The sequence below is a fragment of the Bacillus sp. JJ1566 genome (assembly GCF_036962685.1).
Classification (GTDB): Bacteria; Bacillota; Bacilli; order Bacillales; family Bacillaceae_L; genus Ferdinandcohnia.
In genome coordinates, this window is the sequence record NZ_JBALOP010000050.1 from 1 (window position 1) to 20,529 (window position 20,529).

The window sequence follows — 20,529 nt, forward strand, 5'->3', positions numbered from 1 at the left end:
TTCCTTACCTTTGTTATAATACAGTTAATTAATACTAAAAGTATTATATAACAGACTTTCCAGAAATGGAACATTTTTCTGTAAATTTTATATAACAATTTTAAAAATAGTCACTCTGTACTATAACAACTTGAAATTAAAGAAAACCTTGCTAACAGAAATTATTCCGTAAACAAGGCTCCCAGTGTTTATTTTTCACTTTTTTTAAATTCATTCATATACGTAATTCTTTCAAGCATTGTTGGATGACCATATCTAAATATCTTTACTAAGAATGGTGGGTTTACTTGGCTTAGACCTGCTCTTGATAATTCTTGGAATGACGATACTGCCGCCTTGTTATCCTCAGTCATCTCAAGTGCATATAAATCTGCTGACTTCTCCTGATGTCTTGAAACAGCGTTTGAAACAGGATCAGACACGAAACTTAATAAAGAGATTAACAACAAAAATACTGGAAGAACTGCAATATCTTTGACACTAGAAATTTTGAACATATGGCCCCATTTTCGAATCATAAAGGCCATAAGTTTACTAATAATAAATAATCCCACTAAAGTTAACAGCAAATACCCTGCAATTCCAATATAAATATGCTTCATCACGTAATGCCCCATCTCATGGGCCATAATGAATAAAATTTCATTTTCATTTAGACGTTGAAGGGTCGTATCCCAAAGCACAATCCGGGAATTGGAACCAATTCCTGTTACATAAGCATTTAATGAATTTGTCTTCTCAGACATATTCACTTCAAATACATGGTCAGCCGGGATATCTGCACGATCAGCCAGATCAAGAATTTTCGTTTCCAGCTCTTTATTTGTTAATGGGAAAAAATCGTTATAGAGTGGATCGATTATAACTGGCTGTACGAACATGAGAAACATGGAAAATGGAATGGACAGAAGCCATGCATGAAACCACCATCTTTTTTCATTTCTTCGAATCAACCAGAACAAGACCCCGACGATAATAATCATTAACGCATAATTCACCCAAAAATCAATTAACAGATCCTTCATCCAGCTCTGAGTCGATTGAACGGTTATATTGTACGTTTTTGAAAAATTGTAGCTTATCCAAGAAAGCGGAAATGATAATACTTCAACCAGCAAGGAAAGCCAAAACAGATAAATCGCCGTTTGTAAAATCGAAAATTTCGCTGATATTTTTGACCAATCCCGAAACTTTGCCGATATACCGATTACAAGGACCAGTATATAAATCAGCCATTCAAATGGTATTGACAGGAAAAACAAAAGGTTCCTAATTTGTGAATACTCTTCACTTAATAAAAGTTCGCGTTCATTCATAAATGTCTGTGGATCCGCCGGACTTCCTTTTAACTGGGCAGGGATGTCCGTATTTGCTCCAAAAAATAAATACCATGCTATAAATAATCCAAAAACAAGATAAATTCCAAGTGACCAACCGATTACCTTTTTCACTAGCTGTCCCCCTTTATGTACAACCTCTCTTACTAGTATTTTAGTGTAAAGTGATGCAAGTTAGAACAATACTTTTCATATAGTCTATTTTAGACAAGTTAAGCCTTGAAAAAACTCATTGATTTCTTTAAAGGAATTAGGTATCATGTATGAAATATATTTGAAATTCTATGATGAAGAGAGTAGTCATGATGTAATCCAATAGCGAGTTGGGGATGGTGAAAGCCCAATGGTGAAATCGTGATGAACCGCACTTCTGAGAAGCTCACCTGAAAATAACGTAGGGTGTGCCGGGGGAACCCGTTACTTATTAAGATTGGTTCATCATGAACAAGTGGAGTGGTACCGCGGGTAAATCTCGTCTCTTTTTTTAGAGACGGGATTTTTTTTATTTAGATAGGAGGTTTTGAAAATGAATGTCAAACAGGTGTATGCGGATGAAATATCGAAACAGCTTCAGAATGTTTTAACAATCGATGAAGTTTTAAAGCTGATTGAAAAACCAAAATTCCAGGAACAAGGTGATCTCGCTTTCCCATGCTTTACACTCGCGAAGCAATATAGAAAAGCCCCAGCGGTGATCGCACAGGAAATCGCAGCTTCGATACAGGGACCACTTTTTGAAAAGGTTATTGCAGAAGGCCCATATGTAAACTGTTTTCTAAACAAACAAGAAGTGAGCAAACAAATCCTTCAAACCATTCTTACTGAAGGCACTAATTACGGAAATCACAGCTTTGGTATCGATGAAGCCATCACCATTGATTTTTCTTCACCCAATATCGCAAAGCCGTTTTCAATGGGACATTTACGCTCAACCGTTATAGGTAATTCCATTGCTAATATTGTGGAGAAATGCGGCTATCAGCCAATCCGGATTAACCATCTTGGTGACTGGGGCACTCAATTTGGAAAACTCATAGTGGCATATAAGCTTTGGGGAAATGAGAAGGCGGTTAAGGCAAACCCAATTACCGAACTACTCCAGCTTTATGTACGCTTTCACTCGGAAGCTGAGACAAAGCCTAAGCTTGAAGATGAAGCAAGATTGTGGTTCAAAAAACTCGAGGATGGGGACGAAGAAGCATTATCTCTTTGGCGCTGGTTTAGAGAGGAATCGTTAACGGAATTCTCACGGATTTATTCCTTACTTGATGTTGATTTCGACTCAATAAATGGTGAAGCATTTTACAATGACAAAATGGATAAAACGATCGACATGCTGAATGATCAAAATCTGTTATCTACATCAGAGGGTGCTGATGTAGTTGATTTATCTGAAGAAAACCTCCCTCCTTGCTTGATTAAGAAATCCGACGGAGCCACTCTTTATGCAACACGTGATGTGACAGCAGCCATTTACCGTCAAGTAAACTACCATTTTAAGAAGGCAATCTATGTAGTTGGTCATGAACAAAGCCTTCATTTTAAACAAATCTTCCTTGTCCTTGAAAAAATGGGGTTTGAGTGGGCTAAAGATATGGTCCATGTTCCATTCGGTTTCATCTTAAAAGATGGAAAGAAAATGTCGACTCGGAAAGGTAAAATTGTTCTTTTAGAAGAGGTGATCGAAGAAGCAATCGGGCATGCAAAGCAAAATATTGAAAGCAAAAATCCAAGCCTAGAAAACAAAGAAGAAATTGCGAAAATGGTCGGTGTTGGAGCAATCATATTTCATGATTTAAAAAATGAAAGACTCAACAATATCGAATTCTCACTGGAGGAAATGCTAAAATTTGAAGGGACTACTGGTCCATATGTTCAATATACTCATGCGAGAGCTTGCTCTATTTTACGAAAAGCAGCAGATTCGGATACACCAACAATAGGACTTTCCGATACTGATAGCTGGTCAGTTGTGAAGCTTCTCATGGAATTCCCAGCCATCATTCAAAGAAGTATGCAGCTGTATGAGCCATCTGTTATTGCAAAATATTTAATTGAGCTCGCACAAGAATTCAACAAATACTATAGTCATGTAAAGGTTCTCGATGAAGACAAGGAAATGAACGACCGAATCGCTTTGGTCCGTTCAGTTACCTTTGTTCTAAAAGAAGGACTCCGATTGCTTGGTATAAAAGCTCCAGAGGAAATGTAGAAAGCCTAGGATTCAGTCCTAGGCTTTTACTCAGGCAGATACTGATATTTTTTAAGATCAATTGAACGGTTAACAACCTCTATCCCTTCATCCTCAAGGAAGATAACCTGGGCAGCATTTGTCTCATCATCACGGATTGCGATTTGCCCCTTAGAGTTAATCACCCTAAACCAAGGGAGGTCGTACTTTTTACTCATTGAATGAAGAACTCGTACAACCTGTCTTGCACCTCGAGGGCTTCCTGCAAGTTTTGCAATCTGCCCATAAGTCATCACCTTTCCTGGTGGTATTTGCTTTATAATTTGAATAACATTTTCGGTAAATGGTTTCATATTGATTGTTCCTTACATGAATAGCAAATGCTAAGTGCAGCATAGAGCTTTATTTTTATTATTATTGTCTTAAATTTGGAAGACTTTTTCAACTATCTTGGCTGAAACTTTTTGGAATTTGGGTCTATCGGTTTTATTTCGGTTCTATCCGTTTTATTTTCATTCTATCGATTTTAGCGAAATCAACACATAGAAAAAGCGCCTCTTCCGAAAGACGCCCCACTAAATCTATTTTCCTTTAAAATTCGGTTTCCGTTTTTCATTAAATGCATCCAGTGCCTCGACTCTGTCCTCGGTTGGAATGATCACTTCATATGCTTTACGTTCAATTTTAAAGCCTGTATGTAAGTCTGTGTTCAACCCTTGCTTAATCGCAAATTTTGCTTGTTGTAAGGCCAGTGGTCCATTTTTCAGCATATCATTTGCTAGCTTCATAGAAGCTTCCATTAATTCTTCATGAGCTACAACATTTGAAACAATTCCATATTCCTTCGCTTCGGCTGCACTTATCCGTTTTGCAGTTAAAATAAGTTCCATTGCCTTTGTTTCACCAATTAGACGTGGAAGTCGTTGGGTTCCCCCCGCTCCTGGAATAATCGCTAGGCTTGTTTCCGTTAGTCCCATAGATGTCTCCTTGACTGAAATTCGGAAATCACAGGCCAGTGCAAGCTCCATACCACCGCCAAAAGCATAGCCATTTATCGCGGCAATCGTTGGCTGTGGAAGATCTCCAATATTTGCAAAAACTTCACCTATTTTATAAACATTTCTTCTAACCTGTTCTTCATTTAATGTTTTTCGTTCCTTTAAATCAGCACCTACACTAAATGCTTTTTCACCTGAGCCAGTAATGATAACGACCCGAACTTCCGCATTAGTACGGATGTGTTCGATGACCTCATCAAGCTCTTTGAGCATCTCATAATTAAAACAGTTTAGTGCCTCTGGGCGATTTAGTGAAACAGTTGCTATATGGTTTTCAACTCGGTATAAAACTGTAGTCATGGATCCACCTCTTCAAAAATTTTAATATCGCTTACATCCTATTTCGCTTTTTTTCGAAAAATTCCTTTAACAAATTTGTTATAAAATTAAGGCTATGTTAAAGTTTTTGGTTGATTTTGAATAATAAATGGCATTTTGCTAATTCTTGCACCGATTTTCACACATCACTTTTGTTAATACATATTTTACAACCACTTCATAAGGGAAGTATTACTTTTCAAGAATACTTCATATGTTTAAATAGAAATGAAAGATGTCTTGAGAGGAGCTATACTTGGTATGCAATGGATAAAATTTATGATTAAGCAATACCTAAAAGAGCCTTTGTGGTTTAAAATACTCATTTCAGCATCGTTACTTATATCAATTATTTTTAGTAGTTCATTTTTTTCTCATAATGCTTATTTTCAAAGCTACTCCAAATTAGCTGCAGCAATCTTTTTTTGTGCATTTGCTATTAAATTTAGGCGAAATCTTGTAACTTCTGTCATCTTATTTACTTCAGCAGGAATATGTATTTTTCTAGCCATACTGGCAATATATTAGTGATTAACGTGACGTTCAATAAGCCATTGCATAATAAATGCTCAGAGCTTTTTATGCCCTGAGCATTTATTATGCTAATTATTGTAAATATTGGTTAACTCGAAAGCTAATCTATTATTTATCTGCAAATTGCAATTTTGTAATTCAAAACTACTTTGTCACTAAATCCCTTAAAGCGCGACGCAAGATTTTTCCGGTTGTATTTTTAGGAAGTTCTTCAATGAATTCTATTTTACTAGGAAGCTTGTATTTAGCTAAATGCTCACGACAAAAAGCAATTAGATCTTCTTCTGTTAAACCTACGTCTTTCTTTACCACATAACAGTGAACCGCCTCACCTTGATTTGGATCTGGGACACCGACAACAGCAGCTTCGACAACTTCAGGATGAGTGTATAAGACTTCTTCTACCTCTCTTGGATACACATTGTAACCACCAACAATAACCATATCCTTCTTGCGGTCAACGATATAAAAATAGCCTTCTTCGTCCATCTTTGCCAAATCGCCGGTATAAAGCCAACCATTGCGTATTGTTGCATCGCTTTCTTCAGGCATTTTATAATAGCCCTTCATCACGTTTGGACCACGGACAATCAGTTCCCCAACTTGTCCAACCGGAACTTCATCACCATTTTCGTCAACAACATTGTTTTCAACGTTCACAATGTTCGTTCCAATTGAACCCGGCTTACGTGGACGATCTAACGGATTAAAGCATGTTACCGGTGATGCTTCAGAAAGACCGTACCCTTCAGATACAAGTACATCAAACTTCTGTTCAAATCCTTGTAACAGGGCTACAGGCATTGCTGCACCACCTGAAATGCATAAGCGTAATGAGTTTAGGTCTTCAGGATTTCCGTCCGGATACTGAAGAAGGAAATTGTACATGGTTGGTACTCCAGCAAACACGGTTGCTTCATGATCCTTTGCAATTTTGAATATTTCCTTTGGGCTGAACTTAGGCACAATCAGCAATGTTCCACCACTCATTAACGGAGCATTTAAAGCTACCGTTAAACAGAAAACATGAAACATCGGTAACGTAGTGATCACTCGATCCTGTTCGGATATTTTCAAGTAATCCGCAACATCCCTTGCATTGCTGTACAGGTTCATGTGGGTCAACATTGCGCCTTTTGGTTTTCCAGTTGTACCAGAAGTATACAAAATTACTGCAATATCCTCATCTTCAAGTGTCGGCCCAACAAAAGAGAGCTCACCGGAACCAACCAATTTTGCAAACGATTTCATTTTAGGGTAGATAGAAAGTTTCGAGACATCTACTCCACCATTTGCTCCCTCTGGGGTTTCGCATACAATAAGATGCTCAACTTTTGGAAGGTGTTCATTCATCTTTTCAAAAAGTGGAACAAGCAAATCTAACGTAATGACAGCCTTCACATCTCCGTTATTCACAATATATCCAATTTCATCCGGGGTATAAATTGGATTAATCGGAATAACCGTTGCCCCTACCCGGAGTGCACCATAAAATCCAATCACAAAATGTGGGGTATTCCCCAGTACTAGAGCAATGTGATCACCCTTTTGGATTCCGAGCTTTTCTAAACCGCTTGCAAACTTTGTAACTGCACCATCTAATTCAGCATATGTACTAACATTCTCTTGAAAAATATATGCTGGTTTGTCGAAGTACCTCTTTGCTGTTTCCCTTAGTCGTGTTGATAGATTCAAATTACTCCCTCCCATAGCCACTCAATGAATGAATACTCATTCATTAAATGGTAAAAAATAATATTCTAAATATATTATATTGAAAGAAAGTTTTTCTATCAAGACGGAAATAGACATTTTCATAAAAAAGACGGGCAAGAGTTTATATCTTCATGCCCGCCAGCAACTTTAGTGTTAATAAATTAAATTAATAAAATCTTCTTTCGTAATTTTACCAAAATAATGCTGAATATCAATACCTTCTAAAGCTTTCTCTAACTCAGCTTTTTCATACTTTGTTCCATTTAATCGTGTTTCGATTTCCTCTACATCTCCGACACCAAAGAAATCACCGTAAATCTTACAGTTTTCAATCGTTCCCTTTTGAACTTCAAGGCGTACATCAATAGAACCGACCGGAAAACGATGTGTATGCTGGTAATTGAATTTCGGGGATTTTCCATAGTTCCAATCCCAATTTTGATAGCGCTCCTTTGAAATTTCGTGGATTTTTTCCCAATCTTTTTCCGTTAATTTATATTCAGGAACTTGGCCTTCAGTGTTAAAAATGTAGCGTAGCAGCATTTCCCTAAATTCTTCAATTGTGATTTTTTCAGTTAGGAATTCACTGATGTTCGCTACCCTGCTTCTTACGGACTTGATTCCTTTTGATTCAATTTTATCCTTCTTTACTTTAAGTGCTGAAACGACGTGATCAATTTCCGAATCGAACATAAGAGTACCGTGGCTGAACATCCTACCTCTTGTTGAAAATTGAGCATTTCCTGAAATTTTCCTACCTTCAACCTCGATATCATTTCGCCCACTTAGCTGTGCATTCACACCAAGCTTTTTCAATGCTTCGATTACAGGTTCAGTAAATTTTTTATAGTTGTGGAAGCTCTCCCCATCGTCCTTTGTAATAAAACTAAAATTCAAATTTCCTAAATCATGATAAACAGCTCCACCACCTGATAAGCGACGCACAACTTTAATCCCATTATCTTCTACATATTGAGTATTAATTTCTTCAATTGTGTTTTGGTTTTTCCCGATGATAATGGACGGTCCATTAATATAAAACAATAAATACGTTTCATTGATGTCCAGATTTTTTAGTGCGTACTCTTCAATAGCTAGGTTTATTTGAGGATCATTAATTCCTTTATTATCGATAAATAACATTGTATATTCACTCCCAAGTTAGTCCTGATTTTGCTAATTTAATAAGGCCATTAAATTGTTCTGAAGCTTGTTTAACAAGGTCTTCATGATTTCCGTAATGAGGTAGATGTGTAATCCACAGTTCTTTCACTTCAGATGTAGCTGCAATCGTTCCAACCTCTGTGCTATTCATATGCCCCATGTTGGAACCATCCTGGTTTGCATATAGGTTACATTCGCAAATAAACAGGTCTGCATCTTTTGTGAATGGAATAAACTCTTCTATGTAGCTAGAATCTGCTGAAAACACAACAGTTTGTCCACCAGCTGTAATTCTCATCGCATAACATACAACCGGATGCTTTGTTTTCATAAATGAAATTGAAAACGGACCAATTTCAATCGTTTCATTCGGATTGTAAGCAATCGCCTTTGTTTGGCCTTTATGCTCCAATCTTGAAAAACCTTCTTGGTCAGCTGTATGTCCATAAATTGGTAGTTCCTTTTGTTGATTATGTATCGCACTTGTCACTAGTCTTGCATACTGCATTGGACCAATATCTGCTACATGGTCATGATGATAATGAGATAAAATAATCGCATCTAGCTCATCAATTGTTATATAGTTTTGAAGCTGTGCTAGTACACCACTTCCGCAATCGACAAGGAGTCGAAATTCTTCATGTTCAAATAAATAACCTGTTGTGGCTTCATTTGCCGCTGGAAAGCCACCCCAGAATCCAACTACTGTTACTTTCACAGGATCACATCCTTCTCCAGAAATCACAACTCTTACATGGTTTACCCTTCTCCTTATAACTATAATCGATACGAAAAAAAATTTCACTTTTTTATGGTTTTGTTACAAAACAGTTATTGACATATTTTTATCTGTTATAGTACACTATAAACAATAAAGAAACGGAGGGGTTAAAATGTTAGTAAAAAGTACAGAATTTTTCAAAAACCTACCAGCTAAAAAATGTGTTGAGTGTGGCCATGATATCGAGGAGCAGCATGAGTGCTACGGGAACAAATGTGACCACTGTAATGATATCAAATAGAAAAGGAAGGCCGAGGCCTTCCTTTTTATTTATACTAAAACAGGTCTATTCACATTTAAATATTCGAGAACCTTTTTAACGGCTTCTTCGCCTTGGTCAATACAATCTGGTATTCCGAGACCCTCATATGAGCTGCCAGCTAAAAAGACGCCTGGTAAATGTTCTGCAACATTTTTCTTCACATTTTCAACTCGGTCCTTGTGACCAACCGTGTACTGTGGCATCGCATCTTTCCATCTTGTTACAATTGAAAATTCAGGTTGGTCTGTAATGTTCATGGTTTTGTTCAAATCATCGAGTACCACTTTGATAATTTCCTCATCTGATTGATCAACGATGGCCTCGTCTCCTGCTTTTCCAACATAACAACGAAGAAGTACTTTTCCTTCTGGTGTAGTATGCGGCCACTTTTTATGGGTCCAAGTAACAGCAGTAATGATATAATCATTATTTCGCGATACAACAAAGCCAGTTCCATCAATATCCTTTTTAATCGCTTCTTCAGGGAAAGCCATTGCCACAGTCGCAACTGATGTTGATGGCATTTCCTTAAAGGTATCGAAAAATGAATATTGATTAAAAATGGATTGCGTCACATGATGTGGAGTCGCAACAACTACACTATCAGCCGTAACTTCTTCCCCGTTATTTAGCTTTAAGAGATAGTGATGATTATCTTTTTCAATACCATCAACCTTAATTCCTTTAAATACTGTACCAGGTTCTAGCTTTGCTTCGATTGCATCAATAAATGATTGCAATCCAGTGTTAACTGTTAAAAATTGTCCTTTTGGTGCAGATTTTGTTGCCCCATTTGACTTTGGTTTTGGTGGTGTTGTTTGTTTCATCCCTAAAATTAGGCTCCGGTATTTTTGTTCAACTTGGTAAAACTGTGGGAAAGTCGACATTAAGCTTAATCGGTCAATATCCCCTGCATAAATCCCTGAAAGTAGTGGTTCTATAAGATTTTCAACAACCTCATCACCTAGTCTTCTTCTAAAAAATTGACCAAGTGACTGATCACCCTCACCGGGTGTACGAGGCAACACAAAATCCATTGCAGCCCTCAGTTTACCAAACGGAGTAAACAACCCTGTAGTGATAAAAGGTCCAATTTGGGTAGGAATCCCCATAATTGATCCGCCAGGCATTGGGTGGAGCTTTCCACCCGCAAGTACATATGATTTTCCAGCAGTATTGTTGACCAATTTATCCCCTAGACCAACCTCATTAACAAGTCGTGAGGCACTTTTTTTCCTTGCTAAAAAGGAATCTGGACCTCTTTCAATAACAAAACCATCGCGTTCAACCGTTTGGACTTTTCCACCTAATCGATGGCTTGCTTCCAACAGCACACATTTAATATCTAAGCCCTTCTCCCTGGCCTCTTTCTGGAGATAATAAGCTACTGTTAAACCAGTAATCCCACCACCTATTACGACTACCTTTTGATTACTCACTTAACATCGCCTCTTTCAATCGGATGTTCAAAAAGTGCGGTGAATATGACGCATCGAATTTCTGCGTTGGCTGGCTTCTCCTGTCCTCACGTATTAACTGCATACGCTCCGGTCCTCAAAGCTGCGCCGCCTTGAAATTCTCGGTCCTCTTCATCCTCCTTTTGAACTTTATATAAACGTCTCTCTATATTATTTGTGTAGTTCTTTTAACACAACGGTTGCCAAACAATCGATAAATTCGGGTTTAGCATTTGGCATTTCCGGACGGTAATAGCTGACACCTAGTTCATCTGTTACAACTTTACATTCGTAGTCATTGTCATATAGAACCTCTAGGTGATCTGCAACGAAACCGACGGGAATGTAAACAAATGCCTTATAGCCTTTTTCATTATAGAGGTCTCTTGTTAAATCTTGAACATCAGGACCTAACCATGGTTCAGGTGTGTTTCCTGCACTTTGCCACCCAATTTCAACATTTTTTACACCTGCAGCTTCTGCAATCAAATCAGCCGTTTCTTGTAATTGGTTTGGATATGGGTCTCCTGCTGCAATGATTTTTTCAGGTAGGCTATGAGCTGAAACAATTAATACTGCATTTTCACGTTCTTCCTCAGGCATAGAAGCATATACTTGCTTAACCTGATTTGCCCAGTATTCAATAAATTTAGGCTCTTTATACCAGCTTTCCACGGATGTAATCGTTGGTCCACCAAGTTTTTCCGCTTCTTCTTTAGCACGACCATTGTAGGCTTTTACACTAAAGGTTGAAAAATGAGGTGCCAGTACAAGACTCACTGCTTCCTCTATTCCATCTTCATTCATTTGCGCAACTGCATCCTCGATGAAAGGCTCAATATGCTTTAACCCTTGGTACATTTTAAACTCAATTTCATTTTGAATTTGATTTAAATGCTCCTCAAGTTTTTTCCCTTGGTCAGTTGTTATTTTTGCAAGTGGTGATATTCCACCAATCGCTTCATAACGACTGCGAAGGTCTTCGAGCATTTCTGGTGATGGCTTGCGACCATGACGAATATGGGTATAATACCGTTCAATATCCTCTTCTTTATATGGAGTACCGTATGCCATTACAAGTAATCCCATTTTCTTCTTTGTCATTTAAAACACCTCAAAAGCTAGATTAATTAGATAAATTTTGTTTTGAATATTCGTGAATGAATGTAGTTAGACGCTTTAGAGTTTCTGGTTTCACATCAGGGAATACACCATGCCCAAGGTTGAAAATATATCCTGGCTTCTGCATACCTTGGTCTAAGATTTCTTTTGCTCTTTCTTCGATTACTTCCCAAGGAGCTAATAAAAGGGCTGGATCAAGGTTTCCTTGAACTGCTTTAGTGACGCCTAGTTCTCTCGCATTCATAATTGGAAGACGCCAATCTAGTCCCACAACATCAAGTGGTAAGTCATTCCATTCTAATGCTAAATGGCTTGCTCCTACTCCGAACATGATTAGTGGCACGTTTTCCTCACGAAGTTCCGTGAAAATACGATGCATAACTGGTTTAATAAAATGGCGGTAGTCTGCAACATTTAATGCACCTACCCAAGAGTCAAAAATCTGAACAGCCTTTACACCTGCAGCTATTTGAGACTTCACATATGTAATCGTCATTTCAGCTAATTTATCCATTAATGCGAACCAAGCATCTGGCTCCGTGTACATAAAAGCCTTCGTTTTATTATAGTTTTTTGAAGGTCCGCCTTCAATCATATAACTTGCTAGAGTAAATGGTGCACCTGCAAACCCAATTAATGGTACTGATAACTGCTCTGTTGTTAAAAGCTTAATCGTTTCAAGTACGTAAGGAACATCCTCTTCTGGATGAATTTCTCCAAGCTTCTCAACGTCTTTTACGGAGCGAATAGGGTTGCTGATAACTGGACCAACACCCGCTTTGATTTCAACGTCCACTCCTAGTGCAGGAAGTGGTGACATAATATCCTTATATAGGATTGCAGCATCCACATCATATTGTTCAACTGGAAGTCTTGTGACATACGCACATAGTTCTGGTTGATGGGTAATTTCAAATAGACCGTATTTTTCTTTTATTTTACGATACTCAGGTTGAGATCGTCCCGCTTGACGCATATACCATACAGGTACATGCTCTGTCTTCTCACCTCTTGCCGCCCTCAATAATGTATCATTAAAACTTTTTTGCATATGTATTTACCTTCCTTTCAACATCTTCACACAATAGTTACTATACATAAGTTATTTCCATTAATTAAATAGTAGTTTCATTTATCCTCACTCTATCACTATAATTGTTTCTACTATCCTTGTATACAAAACCGGGGTAAATGTCAAAAATTTGACGAACATTTATAAAAGCGCAAGGCGCCCGCTCATTGGCGACAAGCATAAGACGAGCGCTGACAGAAGGTGCCTTTTACCTTCCTAAGCGATTGGCTTATGACCTCGAGCCGATGGCGCCTCGAGCTAGACACTACAAGGGTGGTGAAATAATTCACCACCCTACTATCATTATTATTTATTTGAGAATAAGGTTGGCTTAACAGATTTTGAGTTAGTACCTTCTTCCTTTGTTTGCGAATTATAGGGAACAATAAAATAGGAAGGCATCGAAAAAATATTTACATTTTCAATTTCAAAGCCACCACTTCCTCTTACAGAACCCACATATTTAACAGACCTCGAATTCTCTTCATAAATTCGATATTCAACCCGTTCATCCTCTGAAGGTGTCCAATTTAGTGAAACCGTAAATAGCCCTAGCGGCTTAAACGTTAAATTTGCTTTCACATCGGCGATTTCGATTAATCTTATTGGTGGCTCAAGCTCTTCCACATTCTTTGGTGCTGAAAAAGCTGTGGCTTTTTTCAATTCTGATTGATCGAGAATGTGCTTGAACAATTTTGTTGGAGATGAGCTCCCCCCTTTTAAATAATGGGTTGCATCTGTCGAGTCATAGCCCATCCATAAAGCTCCCACTACAGAAGGTGTAAATCCTACAAACCATGCATCCTTAATTCCGTTTTCCACGCCTGGTAAATTGGTTGTCCCCGTTTTACCTGCAAGTGCTCCTGAATAACTTCCTACTCTTGCCGTTCCATTATCAACAACACCTTCAAGCATTCTTGTCATGTACCATGCCGTTTGTTTTGAAAATGCCTCGCTCTCATGAGTGGATGCCTCTCCAATGACTTTTCCTTCCCGGTTTTCTATTTTACTAATAACATGTGGTTCGATGACTTTTCCTTCACGTGCAAAGGCTCGATATGCTTTTGCCATTGCAATTGGAGAAATTCCCTCTTTTAGTCCACCTAAAGCAATTGATAAGCCTTGATCTGGAATAGAAATGCCTGTTTTTGTTAAATATTCTTTAGCCGTATCAATTCCGAGCCTGTCAAGCGTCCATACAGCAGGTGCATTTGCAGATTCGATTAATGCATCATACATCGAAATTTTCCCTTTATAAGTTCCTGAAATATTACTTGGTTCATATTCACCATAGGATAGCTTTTTATCAACGAGCATCGAATAAGGGTCAAATTCATCTTCCTCTAATGCAGGTCCATACACTGCGAGTGGTTTAATTGTCGAGCCTGGCTGACGTTTAATCACAACTCGATTAATGCCTCGACTAACATAGTTCCTGCCTCCGATACTTGCTAGGACACCACCTGTATCATTATCAAGTAACACAAAGGCGCCCTCGACATTATTATCGACACCGGGAAAATTCTTTTGATCTTTAAAAAGCTCGTATGCTGTTTTTTGAATTTCTAAATGAAGTGGAACTGTGATTGTATAACCACCTCTAAGTAATTCTTCATTTGATAATTTGTAGCGTAACCTCGCCTCTTCAAACACCATATCGACATAAGTTAATAAAGCCGGGTCCCTTTCTATCTCATGAATATCTAAAGAAAGCGTTTTTCCTTGGACCCTTACAGCTTCCTCAGGCTGTAAAAATCCTCTTTTCTCCATCAAATTAATCACCAAATCCCGTCTCTGTTTACTTTTTTCAGGATTTAATATCGGTGAATATGTAGATGGTGCTTTTGGGATTGCAGCAAGTAGCGCGCCTTCTTCAACTGTTAAATCACTTACATTTTTATTAAAATAAAACTTTGATGCAGACTGAATACCATACGCACCATGTCCAAAATAAATTTGATTCAAATACATTTCAAGAAGTTCTTGCTTGCTATATTCCTCTTCTAAATTAATGGCAATGATTAACTCCTTTGTTTTTCGAAGAAACGTTTTTTCATTTGTAAGGAACACATTCTTAGCAAGCTGTTGTGTAATTGTACTACCACCTTCTACTTTTCCACCAGCAACAATATCTTTATAGATTGCTCTGCCAATCGCCTGAACGTCGATGCCATGATGCTTATAAAAACGAGTGTCCTCAACAGCAATAAATGCCTGTTGTACATATTCCGGAATATCCTTAATTGGTACAATGTCACGATTCTCATAATACAGTTTCGTAATAAAATTTCCGTCTTCATCGACTAGTTTTGTTGCAGAATTCATGACCAGCTTTTTGTCATCAATGACATAGTCACCTGCATATATGATAAGCAAATACCCACACAATCCAAGGACAAATGAACCAACAATAACAAAAAATGAGAGTAATAATTTCTTTTTCATATAGTGACCTCCTTGGAATATTTAAAGTGCAAGCGCCTTGACGTTGATCGTCTACTAAGTACTGCCACGTCCTGTGGCAAACGTAGACGTCAGCACTTCCTCGAACATGCTTTGCATTTTCTTCGTGCGATGTATATGCTGTCGAAGCCCTTCGTGTCCTGTGCAAGTCCGACAAGCATAAGATAAGCCGGCGAGAAGGATGCAGTTTATCCTTCTTGATGGACTGGCTAGACCAGAGAGGGGCTAGGCGCTGGAGCTAGATATAATAAATTAGCAATGTTATCAGATTCTTTTAATTGGTTATGTTATCTTTTAGTATAACTGTAAAAGTTTCCTACTATGTATTACGTATAAATATAGGAGGGGTTTCGATGAATTTTTACATTGCGTATGGAACTGTGGATTTTTTAGCTAAGCTTCATGAAAAGCATAAAAAAGAAAACATGGCGGCGTTTTATAATAACGAAACAGCTATTTTACTTCATGAAACGACTAAGAAATCCGTTTTTGCAGCACCGCGGAAATATGAAGTTCTCACTGGGTCTGGGAACTTGAATGGTGCAGGTTTTGCAGCATTCACCTATGTTCCTGTAACCGATGAAGGGAAGCCGGTCTTCGAATACAACGTCACACAAATGAATTCACTGTTTCTTAACACACCAGGATTTGTCGCCTTTCGCACACTTCGACCACTAAAAAACGATACCTTTGTAATCGTAAGTTTTTGGTTGAAAGAATCTTTTTACTTAGATTGGACCCGTTCTCCTGCATTTGAACAGATTGAACAAGTGATTAATAAAACAAAAGCAGGATTAACTCAAACCTTCTTTTCAGGGCCTGTCTATACAAAAACATACTATGCACTTAAGGATGATTAACAAATTAGAATTTTTTTCTAGACTCCTCACACGTTATCCCTATTCACATATTCTGTAATACAAACATAGGTAAACGTTTAGTTTCCCTTTGCTTTGAATTCGGAATGATTGAATGGGGGTTTTGCAATGTTAGTGGAATTAACCGCCCTGCATTGGATATATGTTTCGTTTATCCTCTTAATCATCGGCTTTATGGTGATGAGAAGAGACACCTCGCTTATATGTATCATCGGTATCTTTTTACTGGCCATTACAGCAACAGGATCGATAAGCGCTTCTATAAGCGGTGTCTTTAATAGTTTTATTTATGCAATTACTGAATTACTCTCAACAATCCTCGTCATATCAATAATCGTATCGATGAGTAAGGCATTAACAGTTACGGGTATCAATGATATCATGATTGCTCCTTTTGCAAAACTGATACGTTCCCCGGCACTTGCTTATTGGACAATTGGAATTGTAATGATGGTCATTTCGTGGTTTTTCTGGCCTTCGCCTGCTGTTGCCTTGATTGGTGCAGTGCTATTGCCAGTTGCAATGAGAGTTGGCCTTCCGGCATTAGGCGTCGCCATGGCTATGAACTTATTTGGTCATGGTATTGCATTATCAAGTGATTTTATCATTCAGGCTGCTCCAAAGCTTACAGCTGATGCTGCGGGTCTTGAAGTATTAGAGGTTGTAAAAGCAAGTATTCCATTAGTGTTTGTAATGGGGATTGTCACAACAGTCGCAGCCTACATTTTCCTTCGTCGGGACATGCGAAAGGGCACCCTTTCAATTAGTGGGGAATCCAATTATTCGAATCCCTTAACGAAAGACCTATCCGAACAAGAAGAACAACAACTAAGAACATTATTATCTCCATCTTCCAAACGCTTCTTCGCAATCTTAATCCCAATTTTATTTGTTTTAGATGTAGCCGCTATGTCGGTATTAAACCTTTCCGGTGGAGATGCAACAGCACTTATCGGAGGCACATCCATTTTTATTCTTCTTCTCATTTCACTCGCAGCCCATAAAAATGCTGGGTTAGAAAAGACAACAACCTATTTAATTGAAGGCTTCCAATTTGGCTTTAAAGTATTTGGTCCGGTCATCCCAATCGCTGCCTTTTTCTATCTGGGAGACTCTGGTTTTGTAAAAATAATTGGTGACTTCTTACCTGAACATTCGCAGGGTATTGTGAACGACCTTGGGGTTAGCCTTGCTTCTGTTGTACCATTGAATGCACCAATCGGAGCCATTACGTTAACAACTGTAGGTGCGATTACTGGCTTAGACGGATCAGGTTTTTCGGGAATTTCGTTAGCTGGATCTCTTGCTGCATTATTCTCATCTGCGATTGGAGCAGGTGCCGCTACATTAACAGCACTAGGGCAAATTGCTGGAATTTGGGTCGGTGGTGGAACTTTAGTCCCATGGGCGCTTATCCCGGCTGCTGCAATATGCGGCGTTGACCCATTTGAACTTGCAAGGAAGAACTTACTTCCTGTCACCATTGGGCTCGTAGTCACAACAATTGTCGCGATGTTTTTAATATGATTCGAAAATAGAAGCCTCTACCCAAATGAGGCTTCTTTTTTCATGACATAAAGTAAAATGTTTAATATTTATTCATTTCGACACATGAAATGTTATGAATTTTTGACATTTTTCGATATAATAATAGTTAGATTCTACAATTCTACCTATATTAATACCATCGGAGAGAATAACATGTTAAAGCTCTTTAACATTACCCTGCAAACAAAAATCATTACTTTAATCTTTACATTAATCGTTTTTGTCATTTCAGTCCTAACAGGGATGTTTATTTATTATGAAGCAAAAGACACGAATGAAGAAATGAAAAAGCTGGCTTTGCAGGCATCACGCACGCTTTCACTAATACCGATTATAAAAGATGTTTCTCATGAAGACATACAATCAGGTTCCATGCAAGCTATTACACAACAAATTGGTAACCAGGCTGGTGCTAATTATGTCCTCATTGAATATAAGGATGGACTGAATATTTCGTATCCTACTAATGAATATAACCATTCTGCCTTTGATTCAGAAAACAATAAGGCTATCGTTTTTGGTGGTTTTTACACAACTGAAACAGATAATGAGCTCGGCAACATATTATGGGGGAAGGCACCAATTATCGCTGACAATCACGGTCAACAAATCATCGGCGTTGTAAGTGTTGGCTTTTTAAAGAGCGAGATTCAACAAAGTATTACGCAGAAGTTACTAAAAACCCTAATTATAGCGATTATTGTTTTAATAGTTGGTGTATTCGGGGGGGTTCTATTAGCAAAAAGTATTCGAAATGACATAATGGGACTTGAGCCTCATGAAATCGCTTCCCTTTACAGAGAAAGAAATGCTATCTTAAAATCTGTTAAAGAAGGAATTATTGCAATTGATCATAATGGTCTCATTACATTACTTAATAAATCTGCAAAACTAATGCTTGGAATTTCAAATAACAGCATTAACAAGCCCATTGCAGAGCTTGTGCCAAATACAAGAATGCTAGGGGTATTGGATACTAATAGGGTTGATACCGATGATGAAATGATTATAAACAATCGTGTACTAATCGTGAATCGAATGCCAATCATTGAAAATGGCAAAACGGTAGGAGTCGTTTCGAGTTTCAGGGATAAAACTGAAATTAAAAAGATGGTTGATACATTAACAGAGATTAAAAATTACTCTGAGGATTTAAGGGCACAAACTCATGAATTTACAAATAAATTATATGTTTTATCCGGATTACTGCAGTTAGAACAATATGAACAAGCAATTGATATGATTCAAAAAGAAACAAATCAACTTAACTTTCAAAATGATATTTTGTTTAATCAAATAAAAGACCCCAAACTCCAAGCTATTTTACTTGGCAAAATTGGAAAAGCCTCAGAAAAAAAGGTCAGTTTGGAAATTGATGAGAATAGCTTTTTATCAACATTGCCGAACCATATTTCAATTACAGATTGCATCATCATTATTGGTAACCTAATTGACAACGCAATTGACGAGGTTATGCAAGATGAGGGGAAAGTTACATTTTTCGTTACTGATATCGGAAACGATATTGTTTTCGAGGTAAGTGACAATGGGAAAGGCATTCCAAACGAAAAAATCCCTCATCTCTTTGATAGAGGAGTATCTTCAAAAGCGGAAAAAAACAGGGGCTTCGGACTATGGAACGTAAAGACCGTTGTCGATAAGTTAAACGGTTCAATTGAAGTGTCAAAAGGAAAAAATAGCGGTGCGGTTTTTTCGGTGTTTCTACCAAAAAAAAATCAGACTGATAAGGAGGTAGACTGATGATAAATGTACTTATAGCCGAGGATGATTTTCGAGTTGCATCAATCCATGAACAGTTCCTTCAAAAAATGGACGGTGTCAATTTAATAGGAAAATCATCGAACGCAAAAGAAACTCTTGAAATGTTAAAAAAACATGAAAATATCGATCTTCTATTATTGGATGTTTATATGCCTGATAAAATGGGAACGGAATTATTACCAATCATAAGAAATCTTTACCCTATAGTAGACATCATTATGATTACTGCGGCAACGGAAAAGAAGCATTTAGAGGAATCGCTTCGAAGCGGTGTTTTTCATTACCTTATAAAACCGGTTACAGTTGAAAAGTTTACCGAAACCATAAAAAAGTATATTGAAAAGAAAGAATTACTTCAGAGCAGGAATGAAGTCGATCAGTCTTTTGCAGACCATTATTTTGGGGGCAAACTAATGCAGTCTGTTGAAAAGAAAATACATTATCCAAAAGGGATAGATCCCCTTTCCCTTGAAAAAGTAAGGGTAATTATTAACCAATTGGATTCAGGCATTACGGCTGAAGAAATGGGTGAGCGTATGGGTGCATCCCGAACAACTGCTAGACGTTACTTAGAATATCTAGCATCAACCAGTGAGGTAACGGCAGAACTTGAATATGGAATTGTGGGTAGACCAGAACGAAAATATTCAAAACTAAAATAATCGTAAAATAGGGAAAGCATCTTGAAGTGGATTCAAGATGCTTTTTTGTAAACAAAATGAACAAAAAGATTTTATCGGTTTTTATATTACTTATTTTGAAAACGGTTACAAAATTATGTCTAAATTTTAAAATAATGATAAGAATAAACTTAGCATTTTCATATCATTAAGGGGTGCATAAAAG

16 protein-coding genes and 1 other annotated feature are annotated in these 20,529 nt (G+C 37.7%); of the genes, 6 read left to right on the top strand and 10 right to left on the bottom strand.

Annotated features, from left to right (window positions below):
• Nucleotides 1–188 precede the first annotated feature (188 nt).
• Complete coding sequence (locus tag V7112_RS18230) at nt 189–1,451, bottom strand: M48 family metallopeptidase (protein ID WP_335422478.1); 1,263 nt, start codon at nt 1,449–1,451, stop codon at nt 189–191.
• A gap of 161 nt (nt 1,452–1,612) precedes the next feature.
• Nucleotides 1,613–1,820: a binding site (T-box leader), on the top strand.
• A gap of 43 nt (nt 1,821–1,863) precedes the next feature.
• On the opposite strand from V7112_RS18230, the gene argS reads away from it, so the two are divergent.
• Nucleotides 1,864–3,549, top strand: coding sequence for an arginine--tRNA ligase (gene argS / locus V7112_RS18235; protein WP_335422479.1), 1,686 nt, complete (start codon nt 1,864–1,866; stop codon nt 3,547–3,549).
• Nucleotides 3,550–3,575: 26 nt separating this feature from the next.
• Here the strand turns inward: argS and V7112_RS18240 are convergent, their stop codons facing one another.
• The 5 genes from V7112_RS18240 to V7112_RS18260 form a co-directional block, all read right to left on the bottom strand.
• Nucleotides 3,576–3,881, bottom strand: coding sequence for an MGMT family protein (locus V7112_RS18240; protein ID WP_335422482.1), 306 nt, complete (start codon nt 3,879–3,881; stop codon nt 3,576–3,578).
• Between the two features lie 228 nt (nt 3,882–4,109).
• The gene (locus V7112_RS18245) at nt 4,110–4,886 is read right to left on the bottom strand and encodes an enoyl-CoA hydratase (protein WP_335422484.1); all 777 of its coding nucleotides are present in this window, start codon (nt 4,884–4,886) and stop codon (nt 4,110–4,112) included.
• A gap of 696 nt (nt 4,887–5,582) precedes the next feature.
• Complete coding sequence (locus tag V7112_RS18250; protein ID WP_335422485.1) at nt 5,583–7,133, bottom strand: fatty acid--CoA ligase family protein; 1,551 nt, start codon at nt 7,131–7,133, stop codon at nt 5,583–5,585.
• 174 nt (nt 7,134–7,307) lie between these two features.
• Nucleotides 7,308–8,297 carry a lipoate--protein ligase gene (locus V7112_RS18255; RefSeq protein WP_335422487.1) on the bottom strand — a complete coding sequence of 330 codons (990 nt, stop codon included), beginning with the start codon at nt 8,295–8,297 and terminating at the stop codon, nt 7,308–7,310.
• 7 nt (nt 8,298–8,304) lie between these two features.
• Nucleotides 8,305–9,036 carry an MBL fold metallo-hydrolase gene (locus V7112_RS18260; RefSeq protein WP_335422489.1) on the bottom strand — a complete coding sequence of 244 codons (732 nt, stop codon included), beginning with the start codon at nt 9,034–9,036 and terminating at the stop codon, nt 8,305–8,307.
• 175 nt (nt 9,037–9,211) lie between these two features.
• Between V7112_RS18260 and yhfH the strand changes: the two genes are divergently transcribed.
• Nucleotides 9,212–9,340 (top strand): protein YhfH, encoded by a 129-nt coding sequence (yhfH, locus tag V7112_RS18265; RefSeq protein WP_335422491.1) that lies wholly within the window; start codon nt 9,212–9,214, stop codon nt 9,338–9,340.
• A 29-nt stretch (nt 9,341–9,369) separates the two neighbouring features.
• On the opposite strand, the gene hemY is transcribed toward yhfH, so the two are convergent.
• The 4 genes from hemY to V7112_RS18285 all read right to left on the bottom strand — a co-directional run bounded on the left by hemY (nt 9,370) and on the right by V7112_RS18285 (nt 15,457).
• Nucleotides 9,370–10,800 (bottom strand): protoporphyrinogen oxidase, encoded by a 1,431-nt coding sequence (gene hemY, locus V7112_RS18270; RefSeq protein WP_335422493.1) that lies wholly within the window; start codon nt 10,798–10,800, stop codon nt 9,370–9,372.
• Between the two features lie 189 nt (nt 10,801–10,989).
• Complete coding sequence (hemH, locus tag V7112_RS18275; protein ID WP_335422495.1) at nt 10,990–11,922, bottom strand: ferrochelatase; 933 nt, start codon at nt 11,920–11,922, stop codon at nt 10,990–10,992.
• 22 nt (nt 11,923–11,944) lie between these two features.
• Nucleotides 11,945–12,991, bottom strand: coding sequence for a uroporphyrinogen decarboxylase (gene hemE / locus V7112_RS18280; protein WP_438823916.1), 1,047 nt, complete (start codon nt 12,989–12,991; stop codon nt 11,945–11,947).
• Nucleotides 12,992–13,318: 327 nt separating this feature from the next.
• Nucleotides 13,319–15,457 (bottom strand): transglycosylase domain-containing protein, encoded by a 2,139-nt coding sequence (locus V7112_RS18285; protein WP_335422497.1) that lies wholly within the window; start codon nt 15,455–15,457, stop codon nt 13,319–13,321.
• Between the two features lie 371 nt (nt 15,458–15,828).
• Between V7112_RS18285 and V7112_RS18290 the strand changes: the two genes are divergently transcribed.
• The 4 genes from V7112_RS18290 to V7112_RS18305 all read left to right on the top strand — a co-directional run bounded on the left by V7112_RS18290 (nt 15,829) and on the right by V7112_RS18305 (nt 20,345).
• Nucleotides 15,829–16,335 (top strand): antibiotic biosynthesis monooxygenase family protein, encoded by a 507-nt coding sequence (locus V7112_RS18290; RefSeq protein ID WP_335422499.1) that lies wholly within the window; start codon nt 15,829–15,831, stop codon nt 16,333–16,335.
• A 126-nt stretch (nt 16,336–16,461) separates the two neighbouring features.
• Nucleotides 16,462–17,880 carry a hypothetical protein gene (locus tag V7112_RS18295; protein ID WP_335422501.1) on the top strand — a complete coding sequence of 473 codons (1,419 nt, stop codon included), beginning with the start codon at nt 16,462–16,464 and terminating at the stop codon, nt 17,878–17,880.
• 174 nt (nt 17,881–18,054) lie between these two features.
• Entirely contained in the window at nt 18,055–19,662 is a 1,608-nt protein-coding gene (locus V7112_RS18300) for a sensor histidine kinase (RefSeq protein ID WP_335422504.1), read from the top strand.
• A complete protein-coding gene (locus V7112_RS18305) occupies nt 19,662–20,345 on the top strand; it encodes a response regulator (RefSeq protein ID WP_335422506.1) in 684 nt (227 codons plus the stop codon). Before V7112_RS18300 ends, V7112_RS18305 begins: the two co-directional genes overlap by 1 nt.
• Nucleotides 20,346–20,529: the final 184 nt, after the last annotated feature.

Bases quoted from the DNA above. Each gene is read 5' to 3' on its own strand.
- argS (WP_335422479.1), top strand. From the start codon at position 1,864: ATGAATGTCAAACAGGTGTATGCGGATGAAATATCGAAACAGCTTCAG.
- V7112_RS18240 (WP_335422482.1), bottom strand. From the start codon at position 3,881: ATGAAACCATTTACCGAAAATGTTATTCAAATTATAAAGCAAATACCA.
- V7112_RS18245 (WP_335422484.1), bottom strand. From the start codon at position 4,886: ATGACTACAGTTTTATACCGAGTTGAAAACCATATAGCAACTGTTTCA.
- V7112_RS18255 (WP_335422487.1), bottom strand. From the start codon at position 8,297: ATGTTATTTATCGATAATAAAGGAATTAATGATCCTCAAATAAACCTA.
- yhfH (WP_335422491.1), top strand. From the start codon at position 9,212: ATGTTAGTAAAAAGTACAGAATTTTTCAAAAACCTACCAGCTAAAAAA.
- hemH (WP_335422495.1), bottom strand. From the start codon at position 11,922: ATGACAAAGAAGAAAATGGGATTACTTGTAATGGCATACGGTACTCCA.
- hemE (WP_438823916.1), bottom strand. From the start codon at position 12,991: ATGCAAAAAAGTTTTAATGATACATTATTGAGGGCGGCAAGAGGTGAG.
- V7112_RS18285 (WP_335422497.1), bottom strand. From the start codon at position 15,457: ATGAAAAAGAAATTATTACTCTCATTTTTTGTTATTGTTGGTTCATTT.
- V7112_RS18290 (WP_335422499.1), top strand. From the start codon at position 15,829: ATGAATTTTTACATTGCGTATGGAACTGTGGATTTTTTAGCTAAGCTT.
- V7112_RS18295 (WP_335422501.1), top strand. From the start codon at position 16,462: ATGTTAGTGGAATTAACCGCCCTGCATTGGATATATGTTTCGTTTATC.
- V7112_RS18300 (WP_335422504.1), top strand. From the start codon at position 18,055: ATGTTAAAGCTCTTTAACATTACCCTGCAAACAAAAATCATTACTTTA.
- V7112_RS18305 (WP_335422506.1), top strand. From the start codon at position 19,662: ATGATAAATGTACTTATAGCCGAGGATGATTTTCGAGTTGCATCAATC.